This window comes from Microbacterium sp. PA5 (assembly GCF_049860775.1).
In the GTDB taxonomy this organism is placed as follows: Bacteria; Actinomycetota; Actinomycetes; order Actinomycetales; family Microbacteriaceae; genus Microbacterium.
The window spans coordinates 1,854,387-1,874,496 of the sequence record NZ_CP187567.1 but is presented as its reverse complement, the minus strand read 5'-3'; the positions used below and the strand labels follow the sequence as shown (position 1 = coordinate 1,874,496).

19 protein-coding genes and 1 pseudogene are annotated in these 20,110 nt (G+C 71.1%); 12 read left to right on the top strand and 8 right to left on the bottom strand.

The window, feature by feature from the left end; translation table 11 throughout:
* Window positions 1-78: 78 nt before the first annotated feature.
* Window positions 79-2,142, top strand: a complete 2,064-nt coding sequence (locus ACPWUT_RS08810; protein WP_425836626.1) for a peptidoglycan DD-metalloendopeptidase family protein — start codon at window positions 79-81, stop codon at window positions 2,140-2,142.
* Window positions 2,143-2,270: 128 nt separating this feature from the next.
* Here the strand turns inward: ACPWUT_RS08810 and fbaA are convergent, their stop codons facing one another.
* Entirely contained in the window at window positions 2,271-3,299 is a 1,029-nt protein-coding gene (gene fbaA / locus ACPWUT_RS08805; protein ID WP_284527605.1) for a class II fructose-bisphosphate aldolase, read from the bottom strand.
* Between the two features lie 199 nt (window positions 3,300-3,498).
* On the opposite strand from fbaA, the gene glpX reads away from it, so the two are divergent.
* Together glpX and ACPWUT_RS08795 are read left to right on the top strand one after the other, a co-directional pair.
* A complete protein-coding gene (gene glpX / locus ACPWUT_RS08800; protein ID WP_284527604.1) occupies window positions 3,499-4,488 on the top strand; it encodes a class II fructose-bisphosphatase in 990 nt (329 codons plus the stop codon).
* Between the two features lie 137 nt (window positions 4,489-4,625).
* Window positions 4,626-4,817: a UDP-N-acetylmuramyl pentapeptide phosphotransferase gene (locus ACPWUT_RS08795; RefSeq protein ID WP_284527603.1), complete on the top strand. Its 192-nt coding sequence runs from the start codon at window positions 4,626-4,628 to the stop codon at window positions 4,815-4,817.
* Window positions 4,818-4,827: 10 nt separating this feature from the next.
* Here ACPWUT_RS08795 and ACPWUT_RS08790 read toward each other — a convergent pair whose 3' ends face one another.
* On the bottom strand, window positions 4,828-6,090 hold the full coding sequence (locus ACPWUT_RS08790; RefSeq protein ID WP_284527602.1) for a DNA recombination protein RmuC: 1,263 nt from the start codon (window positions 6,088-6,090) through the stop codon (window positions 4,828-4,830).
* A gap of 47 nt (window positions 6,091-6,137) precedes the next feature.
* On the bottom strand, window positions 6,138-6,776 hold the full coding sequence (locus tag ACPWUT_RS08785; RefSeq protein ID WP_284527601.1) for an exonuclease domain-containing protein: 639 nt from the start codon (window positions 6,774-6,776) through the stop codon (window positions 6,138-6,140).
* 69 nt (window positions 6,777-6,845) lie between these two features.
* Here ACPWUT_RS08785 and ACPWUT_RS08780 point away from each other — a divergent pair, with 69 nt between their 5' ends.
* The 6 genes and pseudogenes from ACPWUT_RS08780 to ACPWUT_RS08755 all read left to right on the top strand — a co-directional run bounded on the left by ACPWUT_RS08780 (window position 6,846) and on the right by ACPWUT_RS08755 (window position 10,663).
* Window positions 6,846-7,592, top strand: a complete 747-nt coding sequence (locus ACPWUT_RS08780; protein ID WP_425836621.1) for a methyltransferase domain-containing protein — start codon at window positions 6,846-6,848, stop codon at window positions 7,590-7,592.
* Window position 7,593: 1 nt separating this feature from the next.
* Complete coding sequence (locus ACPWUT_RS08775; protein ID WP_425836618.1) at window positions 7,594-8,217, top strand: dihydrofolate reductase family protein; 624 nt, start codon at window positions 7,594-7,596, stop codon at window positions 8,215-8,217.
* Between the two features lie 86 nt (window positions 8,218-8,303).
* Window positions 8,304-9,377, top strand: coding sequence for a redox-regulated ATPase YchF (gene ychF, locus ACPWUT_RS08770; protein WP_284527598.1), 1,074 nt, complete (start codon window positions 8,304-8,306; stop codon window positions 9,375-9,377).
* 6 nt (window positions 9,378-9,383) lie between these two features.
* Window positions 9,384-9,496 (top strand): annotated as a pseudogene (locus ACPWUT_RS08765) (type II toxin-antitoxin system RelE/ParE family toxin); the annotation flags it as partial.
* Between the two features lie 51 nt (window positions 9,497-9,547).
* Window positions 9,548-10,105, top strand: coding sequence for a GNAT family N-acetyltransferase (locus tag ACPWUT_RS08760; RefSeq protein ID WP_425836613.1), 558 nt, complete (start codon window positions 9,548-9,550; stop codon window positions 10,103-10,105).
* Window positions 10,106-10,144: 39 nt separating this feature from the next.
* On the top strand, window positions 10,145-10,663 hold the full coding sequence (locus tag ACPWUT_RS08755; RefSeq protein WP_425836610.1) for an AAA family ATPase: 519 nt from the start codon (window positions 10,145-10,147) through the stop codon (window positions 10,661-10,663).
* 25 nt (window positions 10,664-10,688) lie between these two features.
* Here ACPWUT_RS08755 and ACPWUT_RS08750 read toward each other — a convergent pair whose 3' ends face one another.
* Window positions 10,689-11,237: a type 1 glutamine amidotransferase domain-containing protein gene (locus tag ACPWUT_RS08750; RefSeq protein WP_284527591.1), complete on the bottom strand. Its 549-nt coding sequence runs from the start codon at window positions 11,235-11,237 to the stop codon at window positions 10,689-10,691.
* Between the two features lie 297 nt (window positions 11,238-11,534).
* Here ACPWUT_RS08750 and ACPWUT_RS08745 point away from each other — a divergent pair, with 297 nt between their 5' ends.
* On the top strand, window positions 11,535-12,872 hold the full coding sequence (locus tag ACPWUT_RS08745) for a CotH kinase family protein (protein ID WP_425836606.1): 1,338 nt from the start codon (window positions 11,535-11,537) through the stop codon (window positions 12,870-12,872).
* Window positions 12,873-12,905: 33 nt separating this feature from the next.
* On the opposite strand, the gene ACPWUT_RS08740 is transcribed toward ACPWUT_RS08745, so the two are convergent.
* Both ACPWUT_RS08740 and ACPWUT_RS08735 read right to left on the bottom strand, forming a co-directional pair.
* A complete protein-coding gene (locus ACPWUT_RS08740) occupies window positions 12,906-13,487 on the bottom strand; it encodes a carboxymuconolactone decarboxylase family protein (RefSeq protein WP_284527589.1) in 582 nt (193 codons plus the stop codon).
* Between the two features lie 112 nt (window positions 13,488-13,599).
* Window positions 13,600-15,105 (bottom strand): MDR family MFS transporter, encoded by a 1,506-nt coding sequence (locus ACPWUT_RS08735; protein ID WP_284527588.1) that lies wholly within the window; start codon window positions 15,103-15,105, stop codon window positions 13,600-13,602.
* A gap of 118 nt (window positions 15,106-15,223) precedes the next feature.
* Between ACPWUT_RS08735 and ACPWUT_RS08730 the strand changes: the two genes are divergently transcribed.
* Both ACPWUT_RS08730 and ACPWUT_RS08725 read left to right on the top strand, forming a co-directional pair.
* Window positions 15,224-15,862: a DUF1345 domain-containing protein gene (locus tag ACPWUT_RS08730; RefSeq protein WP_284527587.1), complete on the top strand. Its 639-nt coding sequence runs from the start codon at window positions 15,224-15,226 to the stop codon at window positions 15,860-15,862.
* Window positions 15,863-15,928: 66 nt separating this feature from the next.
* Window positions 15,929-17,926 carry an ABC transporter ATP-binding protein gene (locus ACPWUT_RS08725; protein WP_425842232.1) on the top strand — a complete coding sequence of 666 codons (1,998 nt, stop codon included), beginning with the start codon at window positions 15,929-15,931 and terminating at the stop codon, window positions 17,924-17,926.
* A gap of 55 nt (window positions 17,927-17,981) precedes the next feature.
* On the opposite strand, the gene ACPWUT_RS08720 is transcribed toward ACPWUT_RS08725, so the two are convergent.
* Window positions 17,982-18,956: a glycosyltransferase family 2 protein gene (locus tag ACPWUT_RS08720; protein ID WP_425836601.1), complete on the bottom strand. Its 975-nt coding sequence runs from the start codon at window positions 18,954-18,956 to the stop codon at window positions 17,982-17,984.
* Entirely contained in the window at window positions 18,953-20,110 is a 1,158-nt protein-coding gene (locus tag ACPWUT_RS08715) for a cysteine desulfurase family protein (protein WP_425836598.1), read from the bottom strand. Before ACPWUT_RS08715 ends, ACPWUT_RS08720 begins: the two co-directional genes overlap by 4 nt.

The following is a 20,110-nucleotide window of genomic DNA, read 5'->3' as shown; positions in this document are numbered from 1 at the left end:
CTGCTGCATCCACCCGGTCGTCTGATACGGTGACGCTGCGCCTCGGCGTACGCCCCGACACCCCCCGGGAGGGAGCCTGTGATTTCACGTGCCCTCCCTCGTCGCGCCCTCGCGACCTTCGCCGGCCTCGCGCTGATCGCCGCCGGCGCCCTGACGGTGCTGCCCGCGAGCGCTGCCTCGCACATGCTCCCGGCCGGTGCGCAGACGCCCACGCCCACCGCCACCGCGGTCGCGACGCCGACGCCGACCCCGACTCCGACCCCGGCCCCGAGCAAGCGCTTCACCACGGTCGGCACACCGACCGTCTCGGGCACCACGACGGTGGGCCGCACTCTCACCGCCGTGCGCGGGACCTGGTCGCCCACGCCGTCGACGTTCCGCTACCAGTGGCTGCGCGGCGGGAGCGCGATCGCCGGGGCCACGTCGGCGACCTACGTCGCCACCGCCGCCGACGCGGACCAGGTGCTGTCGGTGCGGGTCACCGCGTCGCGCACCGGCTACGTGACGACCAGCGCCACCAGTTCGGGTCGGACGATCCTCCGTGCGTTCACGGCGTCTCCCGCTCCCGTCATCACCGGCACGGTGGCCGTCGGCCGCACGGTGACGGCGACCCACGAGGCGTGGGGTCCGTCGCCGGTGGCTCTCACGTACCAGTGGTACCGGGCCGGAAGCGCCATCGCAGGCGCCACCGCGGCGTCGTACAAGCTCACGAGCGCCGACGCCGGAAAGGCCGTCTCGGTCCGGCTCAAGGGCGTGAAGACGGGATACACGAGCGTCACCCGCTCGAGCGCCGCGGTCACGGTTCCGCGCGTGCTGACCGTTCCGTCGCGCGTGGCGCTGAGCGGGACCCCCGCTGTCGGCTCCACGCTCACCGCGTCGCCGGGCACCTGGGGTCCGTCGCCGGTCACGCTGCGATACCAGTGGCTCCGGGATGGAGCCTCGATCCCCGGCGCGACCGCCAAGACCTACAAGCTCGTCGCCGCCGACGCCGGTCACGAGGTGTCGGTGCGGATCGGCGGATCGAAATCGGGGTACACGTCGGTGTCGCGCACCAGCGCGACCGTCGATGTGAAATGGGCCTTCACGAGTGCCCCCACGCCCACCGTGAGCGGCAGTGTGGCAGCCGGGCGCACGCTCACCGCGGTCATCGGGACGTGGAGCCCGACTCCGAATCTCGGCTACCAGTGGCGGGTCGACGGGGCCGTGGTCGCGGGCGCGACCTCCTCCACCTGGCGGGTTCCGGAATGGGCCGCAGGCAGGGCGGTGACCGTGACGGTCACCGCCACCAAGAGCGGCTACCTCACCGTCACCCGCACGTCGGTCAAGCGGACCGCCTCGTGGTCGCTCGGCAACGTCCTGCGCCCCGGTATCCCGATGCGCGCGGGGACCTACATCGCCTCACCCAACGGCACCTACCGCTTCACCGTGCAGGGCGATGGGAACGTGGTCCTCAGCCGGAGCGGCACGCCGCTGCGGACGACCAGGACCACGGGCACCGCAGCACCCGTCCTGCTCCTGCGCGAGGACGGTGCGCTCGCGGTCTACTCGACCAGGGACGGGCGAGCCGCATGGGGCTCCGGGACGAACGGTTACGCGGTCGCGGGGCTCACCCTCGACGACAACGGCCAGCTGCGGCTGGTCGAGGTGGACGGACTGTCGACCTGGACCGGAAAGAAGCTTCCCGCCTACTCGGACGCGAGCGCGGCAGGCTCGGGCGTTCCGGGGAAGTACGGCTGGGCCTTCCCCATCCGGCCCTCGGCGACGATGACGACGTACTCGGGCCACTCCGGCGACGACTTCGCCGCCAGAACGGGGACGCCCGTGTACGCGATGCGCGGCGGCACCGTGACCGTCCAGGAGATCTGGATCACCTCGGGCTGCCCGTCCTGGGCGCCGAACAACACGCGTCAGAAGCAAGTGCTGGTGAAGACCACCATCGACGGCACGGAGTTCGTCCTCACCTACGCGCACCTCAGCGCCTTCTCGGTGAAGAACGGGCAGACCGTCAAGGCCGGCCAGAAGATCGGCGAGGTCGGCTCGACGGGATGCTCCACCGGTCCGCACCTTCACCTCGGCGTCAAGGTCGACGGCGTCGCCAAGCTGCTCTACCCGCGCGACCTGCTGCTCGGCGCCTCCTACTGATCGCCCTCCCGAGCGCTCAGTGAGCGGCCGGGCCTCCTCCCGGGCGCCCGCTGATCGTCCGGCGCCGGAACGACGGATGCCGCGACCCTGGGAGCGGGTCGCGGCATCCGCGTGGGCGCGAGGTGCGATCAGGAGGTCGACTTGCCGTACGAGCCGAGCTGCTGGGTGGCCTCGACGACACGGGCCGCCATGGCCGTCTCGGCGACCTTGCCCCAGGCGCGCGGGTCGTAGGCCTTCTTGTTGCCGACCTCGCCGTCGACCTTCAGGACGCCGTCGTAGTTCTTGAACATGAAGCCGGCGACCGAGCGCGTGAACGCGTACTGGGTGTCGGTGTCGATGTTCATCTTGACGACGCCGTTGGCGACGGCCAGGGCGATCTCCTCGTCGGTCGAGCCGGAGCCGCCGTGGAACACGAGGTCGAGCGGCTTCGGTCCGGTGCCGAACCGGGCGGCGATGCCCTCCTGGATCTCGCCGAGCAGCTCGGGCCGCAGCTTCACGTTGCCCGGCTTGTACACGCCGTGCACGTTGCCGAAGGTGAGGGCGGCGATCCAGCGGCCCTGCTCGCCGAGGCCGAGCGCCTCGACGGCCTTGGCGACGTCGGCCGTGGTCGTGTAGAGGGCCTCGTTGGACCCCTCGTGCTTGACGCCGTCCTCCTCGCCGCCGACGACGCCGATCTCGACCTCGAGGATCGCGTTGATGGCCTTCAGGCGGGGCAGGAGCTCCTTGGCGATCTCGATGTTCTCGTCGAGGGGAACGGCGGAGCCGTCCCACATGTGCGACTGGAAGATCGGCCGACCGCCCGCGGCGACGACCTTCTCCGACTCGGCGATGAGGGGGAGGAGGAAGTCCTCCAGCGCCGGCTTGGGGCAGTGGTCGGTGTGCAGCGCGACGGTGATCGGGTAGCTCTTGGCCACCTCGTGGACGTAGGCGGCGAAGGCGAGGGCGCCGGTGGCGCGGGCCTTCACGGTGTGGCCGGCGAAGTAGTCGGCGCCACCCGTGGTGACCTGGAGGATGCCGTCCGAACCGGCCTCGGTGAGGCCCTGGAGGACGGCGTTGACCGACTGGGAGCTGGCGGCGTTGATCGCCGGGTAGGCGAATCCACCGGCCTTCGCGCGGTCCAGCATCTCTGCGTATTGCTCAGGGGTGGCGACGGGCATGACAGCTCCTAGCGATGTGTCTGTGCGGCGGTGATTCCAACGGTCAGCCTAGCGAAGCGGGGCGCACGCCGCGTGGTGGCCGACCGGGAAAACGGCCCGCTCCGGCTGTCTGTGCCCGGGCGGAAAGAAACGCGATTCCTTCGTGCGAATCAGGGCGAAAGTCCTCACGGCGGGTACGTGAGGCGCGTAGTCTGACGCCATGGTGAGTCTGACCGCGGATATGAGCCCGCTGCATCCCGACCGCAACCTGGCCCTCGAGCTCGTCCGGGCCACCGAGGCGGCCGCGATCCGCTCCGTGCCGTTCATCGGGCGGGGGCAGAAGGAGCTCGCCGACGGTGCCGCGGTCGACGCCATGCGCGCCTTCCTCTCCACCGTCAACTTCGACGGCGTCATCGTGATCGGGGAGGGCGAGAAGGACAACGCGCCGATGCTCTTCAACGGGGAGCACGTGGGAACAGGTCGTGGTCCGCAGTGCGACATCGCGGTCGACCCGATCGACGGCACGACGCTCACCGCCGAAGGACGCAACAACGCGCTGTCCGTGCTCGCCGTCGCCGACCGGGGCGCGATGCTGGACGCCTCCTCTGTCTTCTACATGGACAAGATCGTCACCGGACCGGCCGGCGTCGGCGTCGTCGACATCCGCCTGCCCGTCGCCGAGAACGTGCACCGCCTGGCGAAGGCGCTCGGCAAGCCGGTCGACGAGATGGTGGTGTCCGTGCTGAACCGCCCGCGCCACGCACGGCTCATCGAGGAGATCCGCGAGGCCGGCGCCGGAACGCGGCTCATGAGCGACGGCGACGTCGCCGGCGGCATCAACGCGGCACGCCACAATGCCCGTACCGACATGTGCATCGGCATCGGGGGCAGCCCCGAGGGCATCGTGACCGCCTGCGCGATCAAGGCGCTCGGCGGACACATCCAGGGAAGGCTCTGGCCGCGCGACGACGACGAGAAGCAGCGCGGGATCGATGCGGGACTGAAGCTCGACGACCACGTCTACGAGGCCGATGAGATGGTCCGGGGCAAGAACACCATCTTCGTGGCGACCGGCGTCACCAACGGCGAGCTGGTGGCGGGGGTCCGTCGCGACGGCGACTTCATCTACACGGAGTCGGTGGTGCTGCGGGGCGCCTCGGGAACGCTCCGCCGGATCTCCTCGGAGCACCTGACGTCGAAGTGGCTGTGATCGTCCGCTGCGCACGCCCGTGACCTGATCGAGACGGTCCCGCGCGTGGCGACACCTCTCGGGTGTGACCGCGTCTGGCAGAATGGACCGCGGTGTCACCGGCGACACGTCGCCGTCCACACAGCTTGGAGTCATCGATGTCCGCAGCAACCAACAGTCCGAAGACCGGTCAGATCGCGGTTCCCCTCGACCCCGCTCGCCGTCCCGACGTGCTGCTGCGCCGCCGCGCCCCCGAGGGGCATCAGGTGAGCGCCTGGTGGATGATCGGCGCGTTCGTGGCCGTCTCGGTCGCGGTCGTCAGCGCCATGAGCCTGCTCCCCGGCGGCTGATCCCTGCGCGTCAGAGGCGGTCCCGCAGATCGCCCACGTCGGCGCCGAGTTCGGGAGCGATCAGTTCGGCCGCGGTCAGCGGGCGCGGAGCGGCCTCGATCGGCTGCGGTGCCGCGACGGCGTCGAGCTTGGTCTCGTCGATGCCCGGGAACCGCCGTGCGCTGACGAGCACGCGTGATTCGAGGGCGCCCGCGAAGCGGTTGTAGCTGGCGACGGTGCGCTCGATCGCTCGCCGCAGGTCGTCGGTGTGGCGGGCCAGTCCGCCCAGGCGGTGGTAGAGCTCGTTGCCGAGGTCGAACAGCGTGCGGGCCTCGTCGGAGACGTCTTGCTGCGTCCACGTGTACGCCACGGTCTTCAGCACCGCCCACAGGTTGACCGGCGAGGCGAGGGCGACTCGTCGCCCGAACGCGTAGTCCAGCAGCGACGGGTCCTCCTCGAGCGCCGCCGCAAGCAGCGACTCGCTCGGGATGAAGCAGACGACGAACTCGGGGCTCGAGGGCAGTCCCGCCCAGTACGACTTCTTCGCCAGCGCGTCGACGTGCGCCCTCACCGCCTTGACGTGGCGCTCCAGCAGCGTCTTGCGACGAGCCCCCTCCTCCCCGGTGGCGGTCACGGGGATCGCGCTGGCTTCGAGGTAGGCGTCGAGGGGCACCTTCGCATCGACGGCGAGAGCCTTGTCGCCGGGGAGGCGCACGACGAGGTCGGGTCGACCGGCCCCGGCCTCGGTCAGGATCGAGGACTGCGTGTCGAAGTCCACGTAGCGCGTCAGCCCCGCGGACTCGACGATGCGCCGCAGCTGCGTCTCGCCCCACACGCCGCGGGCCGAGTTGGACCGCAACGCCCCCGCCAGCGATTCCGTCGTGCTGCGCAGGGTCTCGCTCTCCTCGTGCGCGCGGCGCAGCTGCTCGGCGATCGCGCCGTACTGCAGGCGACGGTCGCGCTCGAGCTCGTCGACCTTGAGCTGCATGCTCTGCAGCGACTCCTGGACGGGCGTCAGCGCGCGCAGCACCTGCTGCTCGCGCCGCTCCCGTTCGTCTCGGGCCGCCTGGTCGGCGCGAGCCTGCGCGGCCATCTCGCGGGTGAGGGAGCGCTGCTGATCGAGCTGGGCGGTCAGCGCGCCCCGCTCCGCCTCGGCTGCGGCAAGGCGCGCCCCCAGCGCGGCGCGTGCGGAGGCGGCGCGCTCGGCGGCACGGGCCGCGCCGGCGAACCATCCCGCGAGGAGTCCGGCCAGCAGGCAGACGACCGCGGTCGCGGTGACGAAGACGACATCCATGGGGGAAGGATGCCGCACACCCCCGACATCGGCCCGGAGGCGCCCCGTCAGGCGACGGCGGCGCCGGCCTGCACGGGGTGCTGCGGGACCGGGCGCTGCGGGACGGGAGTCTCAGCGGGGAGCGGGATCTGCGGGATCCGCAGTCCCAGCAGCATCGCGAGCTCCACGGCGTCCTGGACGCCGTTGCGGGCCGCGGCGTCGATGACGATGTGCGCGCAGGCCAGGGCGTCGGCAGCCGCATCGTGGTGGGCGAAGTCGAGGTGACCCGCGGCGGCGGCCACGACGGGGAGCCGGTAGGAGTCGAGCTCGTAGGTCTTGCGCGCCACCTGGAGGCTGCAGAGGTAGCGGTAGGCCGGGTAGGCGTCGCCGGTGACCTCGCATGCCCGCCGGAGCACCGTCATGTCGAAACCCGCGTTGTGGGCGACGAGGATGTCGTCGCCGGCGAAGGCGACGAGGTCGGCCAGCTGCGTCGACCAGTCGGCGGCGCCGACGACGTCCTCGGGGCGGATGCCGTGGATCCCCATGTTGATCTCGAAGAAGCGGTCGTGGCCGGCCGGGGGCCGGATCAGCCAGCCGGCCGTGGCGACGACGCGCCCGCCGCGCACGCGGGCAAGGCCCACGGCGCACGCGGACGCGCTCGAGGAGTTCGCCGTCTCGAAGTCGATCGCGGTGAAGTCCAGGGGCACGCACCCACATTCGCCCGGCGAGGCCTCGTCGCCGTGGAGGCGCGCCGGGCGCGGGCGTATGGTCGGGTCATGGTGAACGCGCAGAAGCTCTCCACGTCCTTCGGTCAGGTCGCCGGGATCTACGAGGCCGGAAGGCCGGGATACCCCGCCGAGGCCGTGTCCTGGCTCCTCGCACCGGCATCCGGTGCCGCGCCGCCGCGCGTGGCCGACGTCGGGGCGGGCACCGGCAAGCTCACGCGCACGCTGCGCGACCTCGGCGCGGAGACGGTCGCGATCGATCCCGACGCCGACATGCTCGCGACCCTCCACGCCGCGATTCCCGACGTGCCCACCTTCGTCGGGTCCGCGGAGGCGCTGCCGCTGCCCGACGCCTCGGTCGACGCCGTCGTGCTGGGGCAGGCCTGGCACTGGGTCGACCCCGCAGCCGGCAGCAGAGAGGTCGCGCGCGTGCTGCGGCCCGGAGGCGTGCTCGGTCTCGTCTGGAACATCCGTGACGAGACGGTGCCGTGGGTCGCACGTCTCACGGCGGCCATGCGCGGAAGCCACGCCGAGACGCTCCTCGCGGCCGGCGACCCACCCGTCGGCCCGCCGTTCGAGCGGCTCGAGGAGCGCCGATGGTCCTGGGAGCGTGCGGTCACGCGGGAGACGCTGACGGCGATGGTGCGCTCGCGCAGCTACGTCATCACCGCCGGCGCCTCGGAGCGCGCGCGCATCGAGCGCGAGATCGGCGAGCTGTTCGACGAGATCGGCGCGGTCGGTGACGTCCGCGTCCCGCTGCCGTACGTGACCCGCGCCTACCGCGCAGAGGGGCCGTGACGTGCGCACTCTGACCGTCTGCAACTTCGCGACGATCGACGGCGTCTACGAGGACGACGCCCACGACATCGGATCCCTGTTCGAGCACTGGCATCCCGACTATCACGGGTCAGACACCTTCGATTTCCACAACACCGATCTGGTGGACGACGCCGACATCCTGCTCCTCGCGGGCAGACGCTCCTTCCGCGGTCAGGTGGACTACTGGTCGAGCGTGCGCGGGAACCCGGAGGCCACCGAGATCCGGCGCCGCTTCGCCGAGCGGTTCTTCGACATCGACAAGGTCGTCGTCTCCGACACGCTGCAGCCGTCGGATGTCGAGGACGCGCCGAACACCCGCATCGTGCGACTCGCCGAGAGCCGTGACGTCGTGCGGGCGCTCAAGGCGGAGGAGGGACGCGGCATCGTCGTCATCGCGGGACGACTGCTGTGGAACGACCTCATGCACGCCCAGCTCGTCGACGAGCTCATGCTCGTGACGTTCCCGCTCATCGGCGGGCGAGGCGTGCATCTGTTCGACGAGCGACCGCCGGTGGCGCTGAAGCTCCTCGGGACGCGCGTGTGGGAGGAGTCGGGGCACGTGCTGCAGCACTGGCGCGTCGACCCCTCGGGCCCGCCGTCGTGATCGGCGCGGGTCGCATCACTCCACAGCGGGGCCGCCCGCGAGGGGTCGCCGGAGGGAGACTCTCCGGCCACGTAGACTGACCTCCCGTGGCTCTTACCATCGGAATCGTCGGTCTCCCCAACGTCGGCAAGTCGACGCTCTTCAATGCGCTGACCAAGAACCAGGTGCTCGCGGCGAACTACCCGTTCGCGACGATCGAGCCCAACGTCGGCGTCGTGAACCTCCCGGATCCGCGCCTGAACACGCTGGCCGAGATCTTCCACTCCGAGCGGATCCTCCCCGCGGCCGTCTCGTTCGTCGACATCGCGGGCATCGTCCGCGGCGCGAGCGAGGGCGAGGGTCTCGGCAACAAGTTCCTCGCCAACATCCGCGAGGCCGACGCCATCGCCCAGGTCGTCCGCGGATTCGCCGACGGCGACGTCGTCCACGTCGACGGCAAGGTCGATCCCGCCTCCGACATGGAGACGATCAACGCCGAACTGCAGCTCGCCGACCTCGAGACGCTCGAGCGGGCCATCTCCCGCTACGAGAAGGAGGTGCGCGGCAAGAAGCTCGACCCCGTCGTCCTGGAGACCGCGCAGCAGGCGCAGGAGGCGCTCCAGCGCGGTGAGCTGCTGTCGGCGTCGAAGATCGACCTGGCACCCATCAAGGAGCTCGGCCTCCTGACCGCCAAGCCCTTCATCTTCGTCTTCAACGTCGACGAGGCCGTCCTCACCGACGCCGCCCGCACCGCCGAGCTGGCTGCGCTCGTCGCGCCCGCGAAGGCGGTGTTCCTCGACGCGAAGATCGAGTCCGAGCTCATCGACCTCGACCCGGAGGACGCCGCCGAACTGCTGGCGTCGACCGGCCAGGAGGAGTCGGGGCTCGATCAGCTCGCGCGGATCGGGTTCGACACCCTCGGACTGCAGACCTACCTCACCGCCGGGCCGAAGGAGGCGCGCGCCTGGACCATCGGCAAGGGCTGGAAGGCGCCGCAGGCCGCGGGCGTCATCCACACCGACTTCGAGAAGGGCTTCATCAAGGCGGAGGTCATCTCGTTCGACGACCTCGTCGCGACCGGGTCGGTGGTCGAGGCCCGCGCCAAGGGCAAGGCGCGCCTGGAGGGCAAGGACTACGTCATGCAGGACGGCGACGTCGTGGAGTTCCGGTTCAACAACTAGCGTTGAGCGCTGAAGGGTGACCGGGTCGGCAAGAGCATCAGGATCAATGACCAGTGGCGGATCTGCTTCGCGTCGACCGAAGCGGGGCCAAGGAGGTGGAGATCGTTGACTCTCACTGACAGGATTCCCCCGATTCACCCGGGCGCATCCATCACCCCGCTCAGGGTGGCGTGAGCGAGCCGTCCGTCGTACTCCGGCGGCTTCGGCCGACTGATGCTTGCGCTGTCTTCGACGCGTTCGAGTCGAACGCGGACATGGTGCGCCAAGGTGAGGTGTCGACTGTGGTGGAAGCTGAGCACTACGTTGCCCGCCTGATTGCAGCCGACTCCCCGCATGAGGCGTGGGCTGTGGCGGCAGGCGACACGCTTGTCGGCCTCGTCTGCGTGACCGTCGACGAAGCGAACCGCAACGGATGGTTCTGGTACTGGATGTCGGATGCCGCGCGAGGTCGTGGCTGGATGTCTCGTGCCGCCGCTACCGTCGCGGAGTGGGCGCTGGCGGTGCGCGGACTGCAACGCCTCGAACTGGGTCATCGTGTCAACAACCCCGCGTCCGGTGCGATCGCCCGACATGCGGGTTTCGTCAAGGAAGGGACGGAGCGCGCGAAGTTCCTCCTCGACGGACAGCGGGTCGATGTCGATACCTACGGCCGCTTGGCGTCGGATCCGCCTCCCCGGTTCGTCGCTGTCCCGATGGTCGACGGCGGCGAGGCAGATGCCTATCCGTGACGCAACCCGGTGGAGTTCCGCTCACCAACGACGCGACCGATGCTCATCGTGATCTCCGGGTTGCCCGGAGTGGGCAAGACGACCGCCGCCGATCTCGTGGGCGCACGACTCGGAGCAGTGCGGCTGTCGATCGACACGGTGGAGGACGCCCTGCTCGCGGCAGGCCTCCCGCGCGGATGGGAGACCGGTGTCGCCGCGTATGAAGCCGTCGGCGCCCTGGCGGAACTCAACCTGCGGGCGGGCAGCAGCGTCGTCGTCGATGCCGTCAACGACAGCGAGCCCGCCCGTGACACGTGGCGCAGAGCTGCGGCCTCAGCGGGTGCGCCGTTGTGCTGGGTGGTGCTGACGATGACCGATTCCGAGGGCCACGCGTCGCGGCTGCGCGATCGACAGCGGGGCTTCGTGCATCTCCCGGAGCCGAGCTGGGCCGACGTGGCCGGGCGCGCGATGGCGCCGTGGGTCGACACGCACCGCGTCATCGATGTCACGGGCCGGACTGCCGAAGACGTCGCGGTGGAGGTCGAGAAGCACGCGGCGGAGTTCGGTCGCCCGGACTGAGAACCCGAACGGCCGACCGCTCACGTCAGGTGGTCTGACCGTCGTGCTTGCCCTCGGAGATCTCCTCGACGAGCTTCGCGTTGAAGGCGGGAAGGTCGTCGGGGGTGCGGCTCGAGACGAGGCCCTCGTCGACGACGACCTCCTCGTCTACCCAGGTCGCGCCGGCGTTGGTGAGGTCCGTGCGCAGGCTCGGGTAGCTGGTGAGCGTGCGTCCGTCGAGCACCTCGGCCTCGGCGAGGATCCACGCGGCATGGCAGATCGCCGCGACGGGCTTGTGCTGGGCGAAGAAGTCCCGCGTGAAGCGGACGGCGGCTTCGTCGAGTCGGAGGTGGTCGGCGTTCACGACCCCGCCCGGGAGCACCAGCGCGTCGAAGTCCGACGCGTCGACGTCACCCGAGGTGGCATCGACCGGCTGCTCGTGCCCGTTCTTGCCGGTGATGGGGTCCGACGCCGGAGCGATCATGACCGGCGATCCGCCGGCCTCCGTCACCGCCTGCCAGGGAGAGGTCAGCTCGCTGTCCTCGAATCCGTCGGTGGCCAGGAACGCGATCTTCTTACCGGTGAGAGTTGCCATGGCCTCACGCTAGGCGCGGCCCGCGCTGGATCCGAGGGGGTTGACAGACACGGCGCCGGCACGGGTCCCGTCCCGGCGGCACGTCGTAGGATGGCGGTATGGCCACCTCGAATCTCCCCACCCCGCAGCTGCAGCCCGTTGCCGACGAGAAGAACCTCATCGAGGTCGTCTCCGAGGGCGCCTCCTGCTGCGGCGGCGGCTGCTGCAGCTGACGCGGTCGGCACGCGCCGCCTCGTTCGTACGGCGGTCATATCCGCATGCGGGCTGACGCATAGGCGCGTCGGCTGATCTGGGGGAATGGCAGCCCCTCGTATCGCCCGCGTCAGTGTTCTCGTCGGCCTGACGGCCCTCATCCTCACCGGATGCGCCGCCGGAGACGATGGGGTGGACGCGTCGTCGGGCTCTGACGCCCCGGCCACGTCCGACGCGGCCGCATCGGAACTCTGGGATTCGACCACCGTCCACTCCGTCTCCGTGTCGTACGACGACGCCGACTACGACGACCTGATCGAGACGTATCTGTCGACGGGCGAGAAGATCTGGATCACGGCGGCGGTCACGATCGACGGCCAGACGTTCGACGACGTCGGGCTCAAGCTCAAGGGCAACTCCTCGCTGCGGGCACTCTCGACCGGCGCCGACGCCGCGCTCAGTTCGCAGCACCCGCAGGATCTCCCGTGGATCATCCGCCTCGACAAGTTCGTCGATGGGCAGAGCCTCGACGGCACGACCGAGCTCGTGGTGCGCGGCAACAGCTCGGAGACCTCGCTCAACGAGGCGCTGGCGCTCGACCTCCTCGCGCAGACGGGGCTGGCGTCGGAGGCGGCCATCGCGACGAGGTTCAGCGTCGACGGGTCGGCCGAGACCCTGCGTCTCGTGATCGAGAACCCGGGCGACGAGTGGGCCGAGCGGGAGCTCGGCGACGTGCTGCTCTACAAGGCGGAGGCGGGTGGTGACTACAGCTACCGCGGCCAGGAGGCGTCCGCATACGAGGACGTGTTCGACCAGGAGGCGGGGGAGGACGACCTGACTCCGCTCATCGACTTTCTGGAGTGGATCAACGAGGCCTCCGACGCGACCTTCGCGGCCGAGCTCGGCGCGCACCTCGACGTGGACGCCTTCGCGACCTATCTGGCCTTCCAGGAGCTCGTCGACAACTTCGACGACATCGACGGGCCGGGCAACAACTCGTACCTCTCCTACGATCCCGACACCGGACTGATGACCGTCGTCACCTGGGACCTCAACCTCGCGTTCGGCGCGAGTCCCGGCGGAGGAGGGATGGGTCAGGTCCCGGGCGACGGCGGTGGTGGTCGCGGCGAGCAGGGGGACCAGCTGCGCGAGCCGCCGGCCGAGGGTGACGGGGACGCGCAGACGGCCGCGGACGTGGGCGGACCCGGCCGCGGCGGCGGATCCAACATCCTCGCTGAGCGCTTCCTCGCGTCCGACCGGTTCCAGGCACTGTACGCGGCGGAGCTCGAGCGCCTTCAGGCGGAGCTCGTCGATTCGGGCGACGCGGCGTCGATCCTCCAGGCGTGGACGGACACCCTGACCGCGGGTGCGTCCGACCTCGTGCCGGAAGCGACGATCGCTCAGGAGTCGGGCGCGCTCGCTACCGCGCTCGACGGACGCTGACGCTGACGCTGCGCGCCCCGCGGCGCGGGCGCGTCATCCGCGCGTGGGCGACAGCAGCGCGTCGCGCAGCCGTGGACTCAGCCCCACGAGGTCGGTCTCGACCGGCACGGCGAGGGCCTGGAGGGTGCGACTGAAGTAGTTCCGCGCCGCGGCGGCGAGCGTGATGTCGACGATCTGCCGGTCGTCGAATCCGGCGTCGCGCAGCTCCTGGGCATCCGCGTCGGTCATGGCGGTCGGCTCCGTCGACACGCGTCGGGCGAAGCGCATGACCGCGCGGTCGGCGTCGCTGAGCTCGGGGTGGTCGCCCTCGTACGCCACGCCCTCCAGCTGATCCTCGTCGAGCGCACCCGTCCGCAGCGCCTTGCGTCCGTGCGCGAGCAGGCAGTGGGGCGAGCGGAGGGCGCCCGCCGCGGCCAGCGTCACGAGCTCGTACGTGCGCACCCCGATCGAGGGGACGATGGCGTGCACGAGGGTCTCGAACGCGGCCAGCGCTTCCGGGTTCACCGCCATCGCGCGGGTATGGCTGAACACGAATCCGTCGTCGTCGAGATCGCTGCGGTAGAAGTCGGCGACGACGCCGTCTGCCGTCTCGGGATCGGGCGTGCGGATGAGCATGGGGGCCTCCTGGAGAATGCGGTGATACCGGCTTACTCGCAGGAGGCCCGTCATGCCACCTCAGATACGTCGCGAAGGTCGGTGCGCGACGGGCGTCGACGACCCGTCTGTGTCAGTGACCGACGGGCGCACCCTCTGCGCCGCCCGGCGCGTCCTCGGGCTTGCGGATGAGGAGGGCGCCGATGAGGAGGGGCAGGGACACGATCGCCGCGAGCAGGAAGGCGGCGTGCGCCCCCTGGGCCTCGGCTGCCGTCTCGACGACGCCCGACTCCTGGGCCGAGACCGAGACCGCCGACATGACGGTGATCATGACAGCGATCCCTGCCGCGCCGGCGACCTGCTGCACCGTGCCCAGCACTGCCGAGCCGTAGGCGTAGAACCGCGGCTGGAGCGACCCCAGCGAGGCCGTGAACAGCGGAGTGAACGAGAGCGCGAGACCGAGCGACAGGATCGTCTGCGCGATCACGATGAACCAGATCGGCGTGGTGGCGGTGAACGTCAGCGCGAACAGCCACAGCACCGCTACGGCGAGGATCGCGCCGGGCACCAGCAGCACCCGCGTGCCGCGCGCGTCGTAGACGCGGCCGATGAACGGTCCCGCGACGCCCATGAGGAGCGACCCGGGGAGCACCGCCAGGCCCGTCTCGAGGGCGTTGTACTCGAGCGCGCGCTGCATGTACAGCGGCAGCACCGTGATCGTCCCGAAGAACGCCAGCGACAGCAGGGCCATCTGTCCGATCGCGAGGGAGAAGTTGCGGTCGCGGAACACGCGGAGGTCGAGGAGCGCGTCGTCGGCGCGCTGCAGCAGCACCTGCCGCCACAGGAACAGGCCGAGGGCGATGATCCCGACGACGAACGAGACGACCAGCGCGAGGGTCGACGAGTTCTGGGCGGCCGTCTCGGCGGCCGTGCCGCCGTGCGCGGCCGCCCCGCCGATCTGGCTGAGCCCGTAGACGATGCCGCCGAAGCCGAACGCGGACAGCACGATGGAGAGCACGTCGATCGGCGCGTGGGTGGTCTCACCGAGGTTCTGGATCCACCGGGCGCCCATCGCGAGCGCGACGAGGGCGATCGGCAGCACGATGCCGAAGATCCAGCGCCAGCTGAGGGTCTCCAGCAGCACGCCCGACAGCGTGGGACCGATGGCCGGCGCCAGGGACATCACGATGGAGACGCGGCCCATCATGCGGCCGCGCGAGTGGGCCGGGACGATCGTCATGAGCGTCGTCATCAGCAGGGGCATCATGATCGCGGTGCCCATCGCCTGCACGACGCGCGCCACGAGCAGCACGCCGAACCCCGGGGCGAGGAGGGCGATCAGCGTTCCGAGGGAGAAGAGGCTCATCGCGGTGATGAACACCTGCCGCGTCGTGAAGCGGCGCAGCAGGAAGCCGGTGATCGGGATGACGACCGCCATCGTCAGCATGAACGCGGTGGTCAGCCACTGTGCGGCCAGCGCCGTGATGCCGAGGTCGTCGATCAGGTGCGGGATCGCCACGCCCATCGTCGTCTCGTTGAGGATCGCGACGAAGGCGGCCGCCAGCAGCAGCCACACGATGCGGCTCTCGCGGGGAGCCAGCAGGGGGGCGGCGGTGCGGGTCGTCGTCGCAGACGTCATGGGTCTCCTCGGCGGATGAAGTGGTGGGAAAGCAGAAGCGCCCACGCGAAGGGGGCGCCTGACGACGGTAACCCGGGGAGCCGACACGGCATTCCCGATCCGTGGAACGATAGCGCTCATGGGAGCCCTCCACCATACCCGTGCACCGCTGCGAGAAGCGGTCGCCGTGATCGCGGGCGTCGTCGGCGCCGTGGCCGTGACGGAGGCGCTCGGGCTGGCGGCGGGGCTGCTGGCCGGATGGGCGCTCCTCGCGGCGATCGACGTGGCCTGGGTGCTGGCCGTGGTGTGGCGGATGGATGCCGCGCAGACCCGCGCCCACGCCCTGATCGAGGATCCCGGCAGACGGGTGGCGCGGGTCGTGGCGGTGCTCGGCAGCGTCGCGAGCCTCGGCGCCGTCGTCGTCGTGCTCGTCCAGACGCGCGACGCCGACGAGGTGACCGCCTTCGTGCTCGCCGGGGTCGCGGTCGTCGCGGTGGCCGCCTCGTGGGCGCTCATCCAGGTCGACTACCTCCTCCGGTACGCGCGGGAGTACTACGGCGAGCCGGAGGGCGGCATCGACTTCAACCAGGCGGAGCCGCCGGCGTACACCGACTTCGCCTACTTCTCGCTCGGACTCGGGATGACCTACCAGGTCGCCGACACGAACGTGACGCGGGGGGAGATCCGCCGCATCGTCATCGCGCAGACGCTGCTGGCCTACCTGTTCGGCGCGGTGATCCTGGCGACGGTCATCAACCTCGTCACCTCGCTCGGCTGAGCGCCCGTTGCCGGGGCCCGGGCCGGCCCCGGTGTCCTCCGCGCTCATTAGAGTGAACGGATGAGCATGGGCGGCATGGGCGGGCCCCGCGGCTTCCGCGGCGTCGACGAGGACGCTCAGCGCAGGCTCAACGCCGACGCCCCGCAGATCCGCGACCTCCGCGGCCGCGTGGTCGCGCTCTTCCGCCCGTACACGGCGCGCATCGTCGTCACCGGGATCCTGGTGGTGGTCGGCGCGGCGGTCGGGGTCATCCCGCCCCTGATCGTCCAGCGGATCTTCGACGACGCGCTCTTCCCCGTGGACGGGTCCGGTCCCGATCTTCCGCTCCTGCTCGTGCTGGTGCTGCTGATGATCGGCCTGTTCCTGCTCTCCGCCGGCATCGGCGTGGTCCAGACCTGGCTGACCGCCACGGTCGGCAACAAGGTGACCGGCGATCTCCGCGTGCAGCTGTTCGAGCACCTGCAGTCGATGGAGCTCGGATTCTTCACGCGGACCAAGACCGGCGTCATCCAGTCGCGGCTCCAGAACGACGTGGGCGGGGTCTCGGGCGTGCTGACGAACACCGTGACGAGCATCCTCGGAAACGCCGTCACGGTGATCTCCGCGCTCGTGGCGATGATCCTCATCGACTGGCGGCTGACGATCATCGCGGTCGTGCTGATGCCGGTGCTGGTGATCGTGCAGCGCCGCGTCGGACAGGTGCGCGCCAGGATCGCGGGACAGACCCAGGAGTCGCTGTCCGAGCTCACCTCGATCACGCAGGAGACGCTCTCGGTGTCGGGCATCCTCCTCTCGAAGGCGTTCAACCGTCAGCGCTCGGAGTCGGCCCGCTACCAGGAGGAGAACCGCAATCAGGTCCAGCTCCAGGTGCGCCGAGCGATGAGCGGTCAGGGGTTCTTCGCCGTCGTCCAGGTGCTCATGGCCTCCGTTCCCGCCGTGATCTACCTGGTCGCCGGGTACCTCCTGGCGGGCGAGGCCGGGCTCATCACGGCCGGCACGGTGGTGGCCTTCACGACCGTCCAGGCGCGGCTGCTCCAGCCGCTCATGGGCCTCATGCGCGTCGCCCTCGACCTGCAGACCTCGCGCGCCCTCTTCGCGCGCATCTTCGAGTACCTCGATCTGCGTCCGGCCATCGTCGACGCGCCGGACGCGATCCCCGTCTCGGCGGCGCCCGGACCGATCGGGCGGATCGAGTTCCGCGACGTCGTCTTCCGCTATCCCGATGCCGCCGGCGACACCCGCGCGACGCTCGACGGCGTGAGCTTCGTGGCCGAGCCCGGACGTCACGTGGCATTCGTCGGACCGTCGGGCGCGGGCAAGACCACCGTGCTGTACCTCGCGCCCCGGCTGTACGAGGCCACCGAGGGAGCCGTGCTGTTCGCCGGTGCTGACGTGCGGCGGCTCACACAGGAGTCGATCGTCGACCACATCGGGATCGTGTCGCAGGAGACCTACCTGTTCCACGCGACGATCCGGGAGAACCTGCGGTACGCGAAGCCCGACGCCACCGACGCGGAACTGGAGGCCGCGTGCGCCGCGGCCAACATCCACCACATCATCGCCGGATTCGAACGCGGCTACGACACGGTCGTGGGCGAGCGGGGGTACCGCCTGTCGGGCGGCGAGAAGCAGCGCATCGCGATCGCGCGGGTGCTGCTGAAGGATCCGCCCATCCTGCTGCTGGACGAGGCGACCTCGGCGCTCGACACGGTCTCCGAGCGCGTCGTGCAGGAGGCCCTCGACAACGTCGCCCGCGGGCGCACGACGCTGTCGATCGCGCACCGGCTGTCGACGGTGGTGGGCGCCGACGTGATCCACGTGGTCGATGCCGGGCGGATCGTCGAGTCCGGCACGCACGCCGAGCTCCTCGCCGGCGGGGGACTGTATGCGGAGCTGGCCGCCGAGCAGATGGCCGCGGCCCGCATCGAGGGCATCGATGCCGCGACGCCGCCCGCGGACCACGCCGACCGGCGCGCCGATCAGGCGCCGTCCGACACGCCGGCGCCCATGGTGGTCGTGACCGAACCTCCGCGCGCGGAGTCGGAGTGGACGCCGCTCGGCTGACGAGGGAAGCAGGCCGCGCCCTCTCCGCCGGCCGTCTGGATGCCCGACCGAGGGCTCACCACAGGCGCGCGGCGGCCAGCAGCGGGGCGGCGGCGGGGTCGAGCACGAGGCCGGCCTCGTCGGCCCGGCCGGCGAAGTCGCGGACGAACGCCCCGAGTGCGCGGCGGTAGGCGTCGTCGGGGTGGTCCTGCGCGATCCGGATCAGCGGCGGGGTGTCCATGTCGAGGATCAGGCGCACCCGCGCGCGCGCCGCCGCGTGCTGCGAGGCCGCATCGAGCACCGCGAGTCCGCCGCGGAGTGCATTGAGGTAGTCCAGGAGCACGGCGACCGCGTCCTTGTGCTGGGTGATCGACGAACCGTCCGCGCGCTCCCGCCACAGCACGACGACATCGGGGACGACGTCGATCGCGCGCGCGAGGGTGTACATCCGCTGGGCGACGATCTGGTCCTCGTAGAGCTTCCCCTCCGGGAAGCGGATTCCGTGACGGCGCCAGAACTCGACCCGGCTCACCTTCGACCAGGCGACGATGTTCCCCGACACCTCCGGGTGGGCGGCCAGCGTCGTGCCCCGGCGGGCGGGGTCGGTGGCCGCGGCCACCCAAGGCTGCACGACTCCCGGGGAGTAGACGACCGTGTCGCCCGGTCCCGTCTCCGGACGCAGGCGCACGTATGCGCCGACCACCAGATCGCTGCCCGAGGCCGACAGCGTCCCCACGAGTCGCTCCAGCGCCGAGGGGGTGAGCTCGTCGTCGGCGTCGAGGAAGCCGACGAACGGCGTGTCGACGAGGTCGAGGGCGGCGTTGCGGGCGGCCCCCAGGCCCCTCGGGGCGTCGTGACGGATCACGGTGAATCGTGAGTCGCCGGCGGCGGCCGCCTCGAAGATCGTCGTCGTGGCATCGGTCGAGCCGTCGTCGACGAGGATCGCACGCCAGTCGGGGAACGTCTGCGCGCGGAGCGAGTCCAGGGCCTGGGCGGCGTAGGCGGCGACGTCGCGGCCGGGGACGATGACGGTGACGGCGGGCAGGCTCACCCGCCCGATCGTACCGCCGCGACGGCGTCGGCGACCGCGTCGGCGACGGGCAGGAGGTCGAGGTCGCCGCCGTGGCCGAAGGTGAAGCGCACCGCGGTCTGGGCGACCTCGGGAGCGATGCCGAGGGCGAGCAGCACATGCGAGGGCTCGTCGCTGCCCGCCGCGCACGCGGAGCCGCTCGAGGACACGATGCCGCGCCGTTCGAGCTCCAGGAGCACCGCTTCGCCGGAGACGCCCGCGAAGGTGAAGCTCGCGGTGCCCGGGAGACGTTCCACCGGGTCGCCGGTGAGGCGGGCGGAGGGCACGAGCGACAGCACGCGGGCGATGAACGCGTCGCGTCGCGCCGCGGTGCGCGCGGCCGTGTCGACGCGCTCGGCCTCGGCGCGCTCCAGCGCGACCGCGAACCCCACGGCGCCGGCGACGTTCTCGGTCCCGCTGCGTCGCTCGCGCTCCTGTCCGCCGCCGTGCAGCAGCGGCTCCAGGGGAAGCCGGCTGCGCACGGCCAGCACGCCGACTCCGGGGGCGGCGCCGATCTTGTGGCCGGCGATCGACAGGGCGTCGGCGCCGGTGCCGGCCAGGGGCAGCCAGCCGGCGGCCTGCACGGCGTCGAGGTGCAGCGGCACGCGGGCCTCGCGGCAGACCGCTGCCAGGCCCGCCACGTCCTGCACGGTCCCCACCTCGTTGTTCGCGTAGCCGACGCTCACCAGCGCCGTCGGCGCGCCGCCCGGCCGCGTGTGCAGCGCGTCGCGGAGGTGGTCGGCATCGATCCGCCCCGTCGAGGACACCGGCAGTCGCGTCACGGCGAACCGGTGCACGCGCTCCAGGTACTCGCAGGCGGCGAGGATCGACTCGTGCTCGATCGCCGTGGTGACCAGGTGCACCGGCGTGCCCGAGCGCTGCGACGCCCCGATGGAGAGCCCCTTCAGAGCGAGGTTGTTCGCCTCGGTGCCGCCCGAGGTGAACACGACGTCGCCCGGACGCATCGCGAGCACCGAGGCGACCCGCCGCCGCGCGTCGTCGAGGGCATGCGCGGCCGCCTCGCCGACCGTGTGATGGCTCGACGGGTTGCCGAACCGGTCGCGCAGGTAGGGGAGCATCGCCTCGAGCACCTCGGGGCGCACGGGGGCGGTCGCCGCATGATCGAGGTAGAGCAC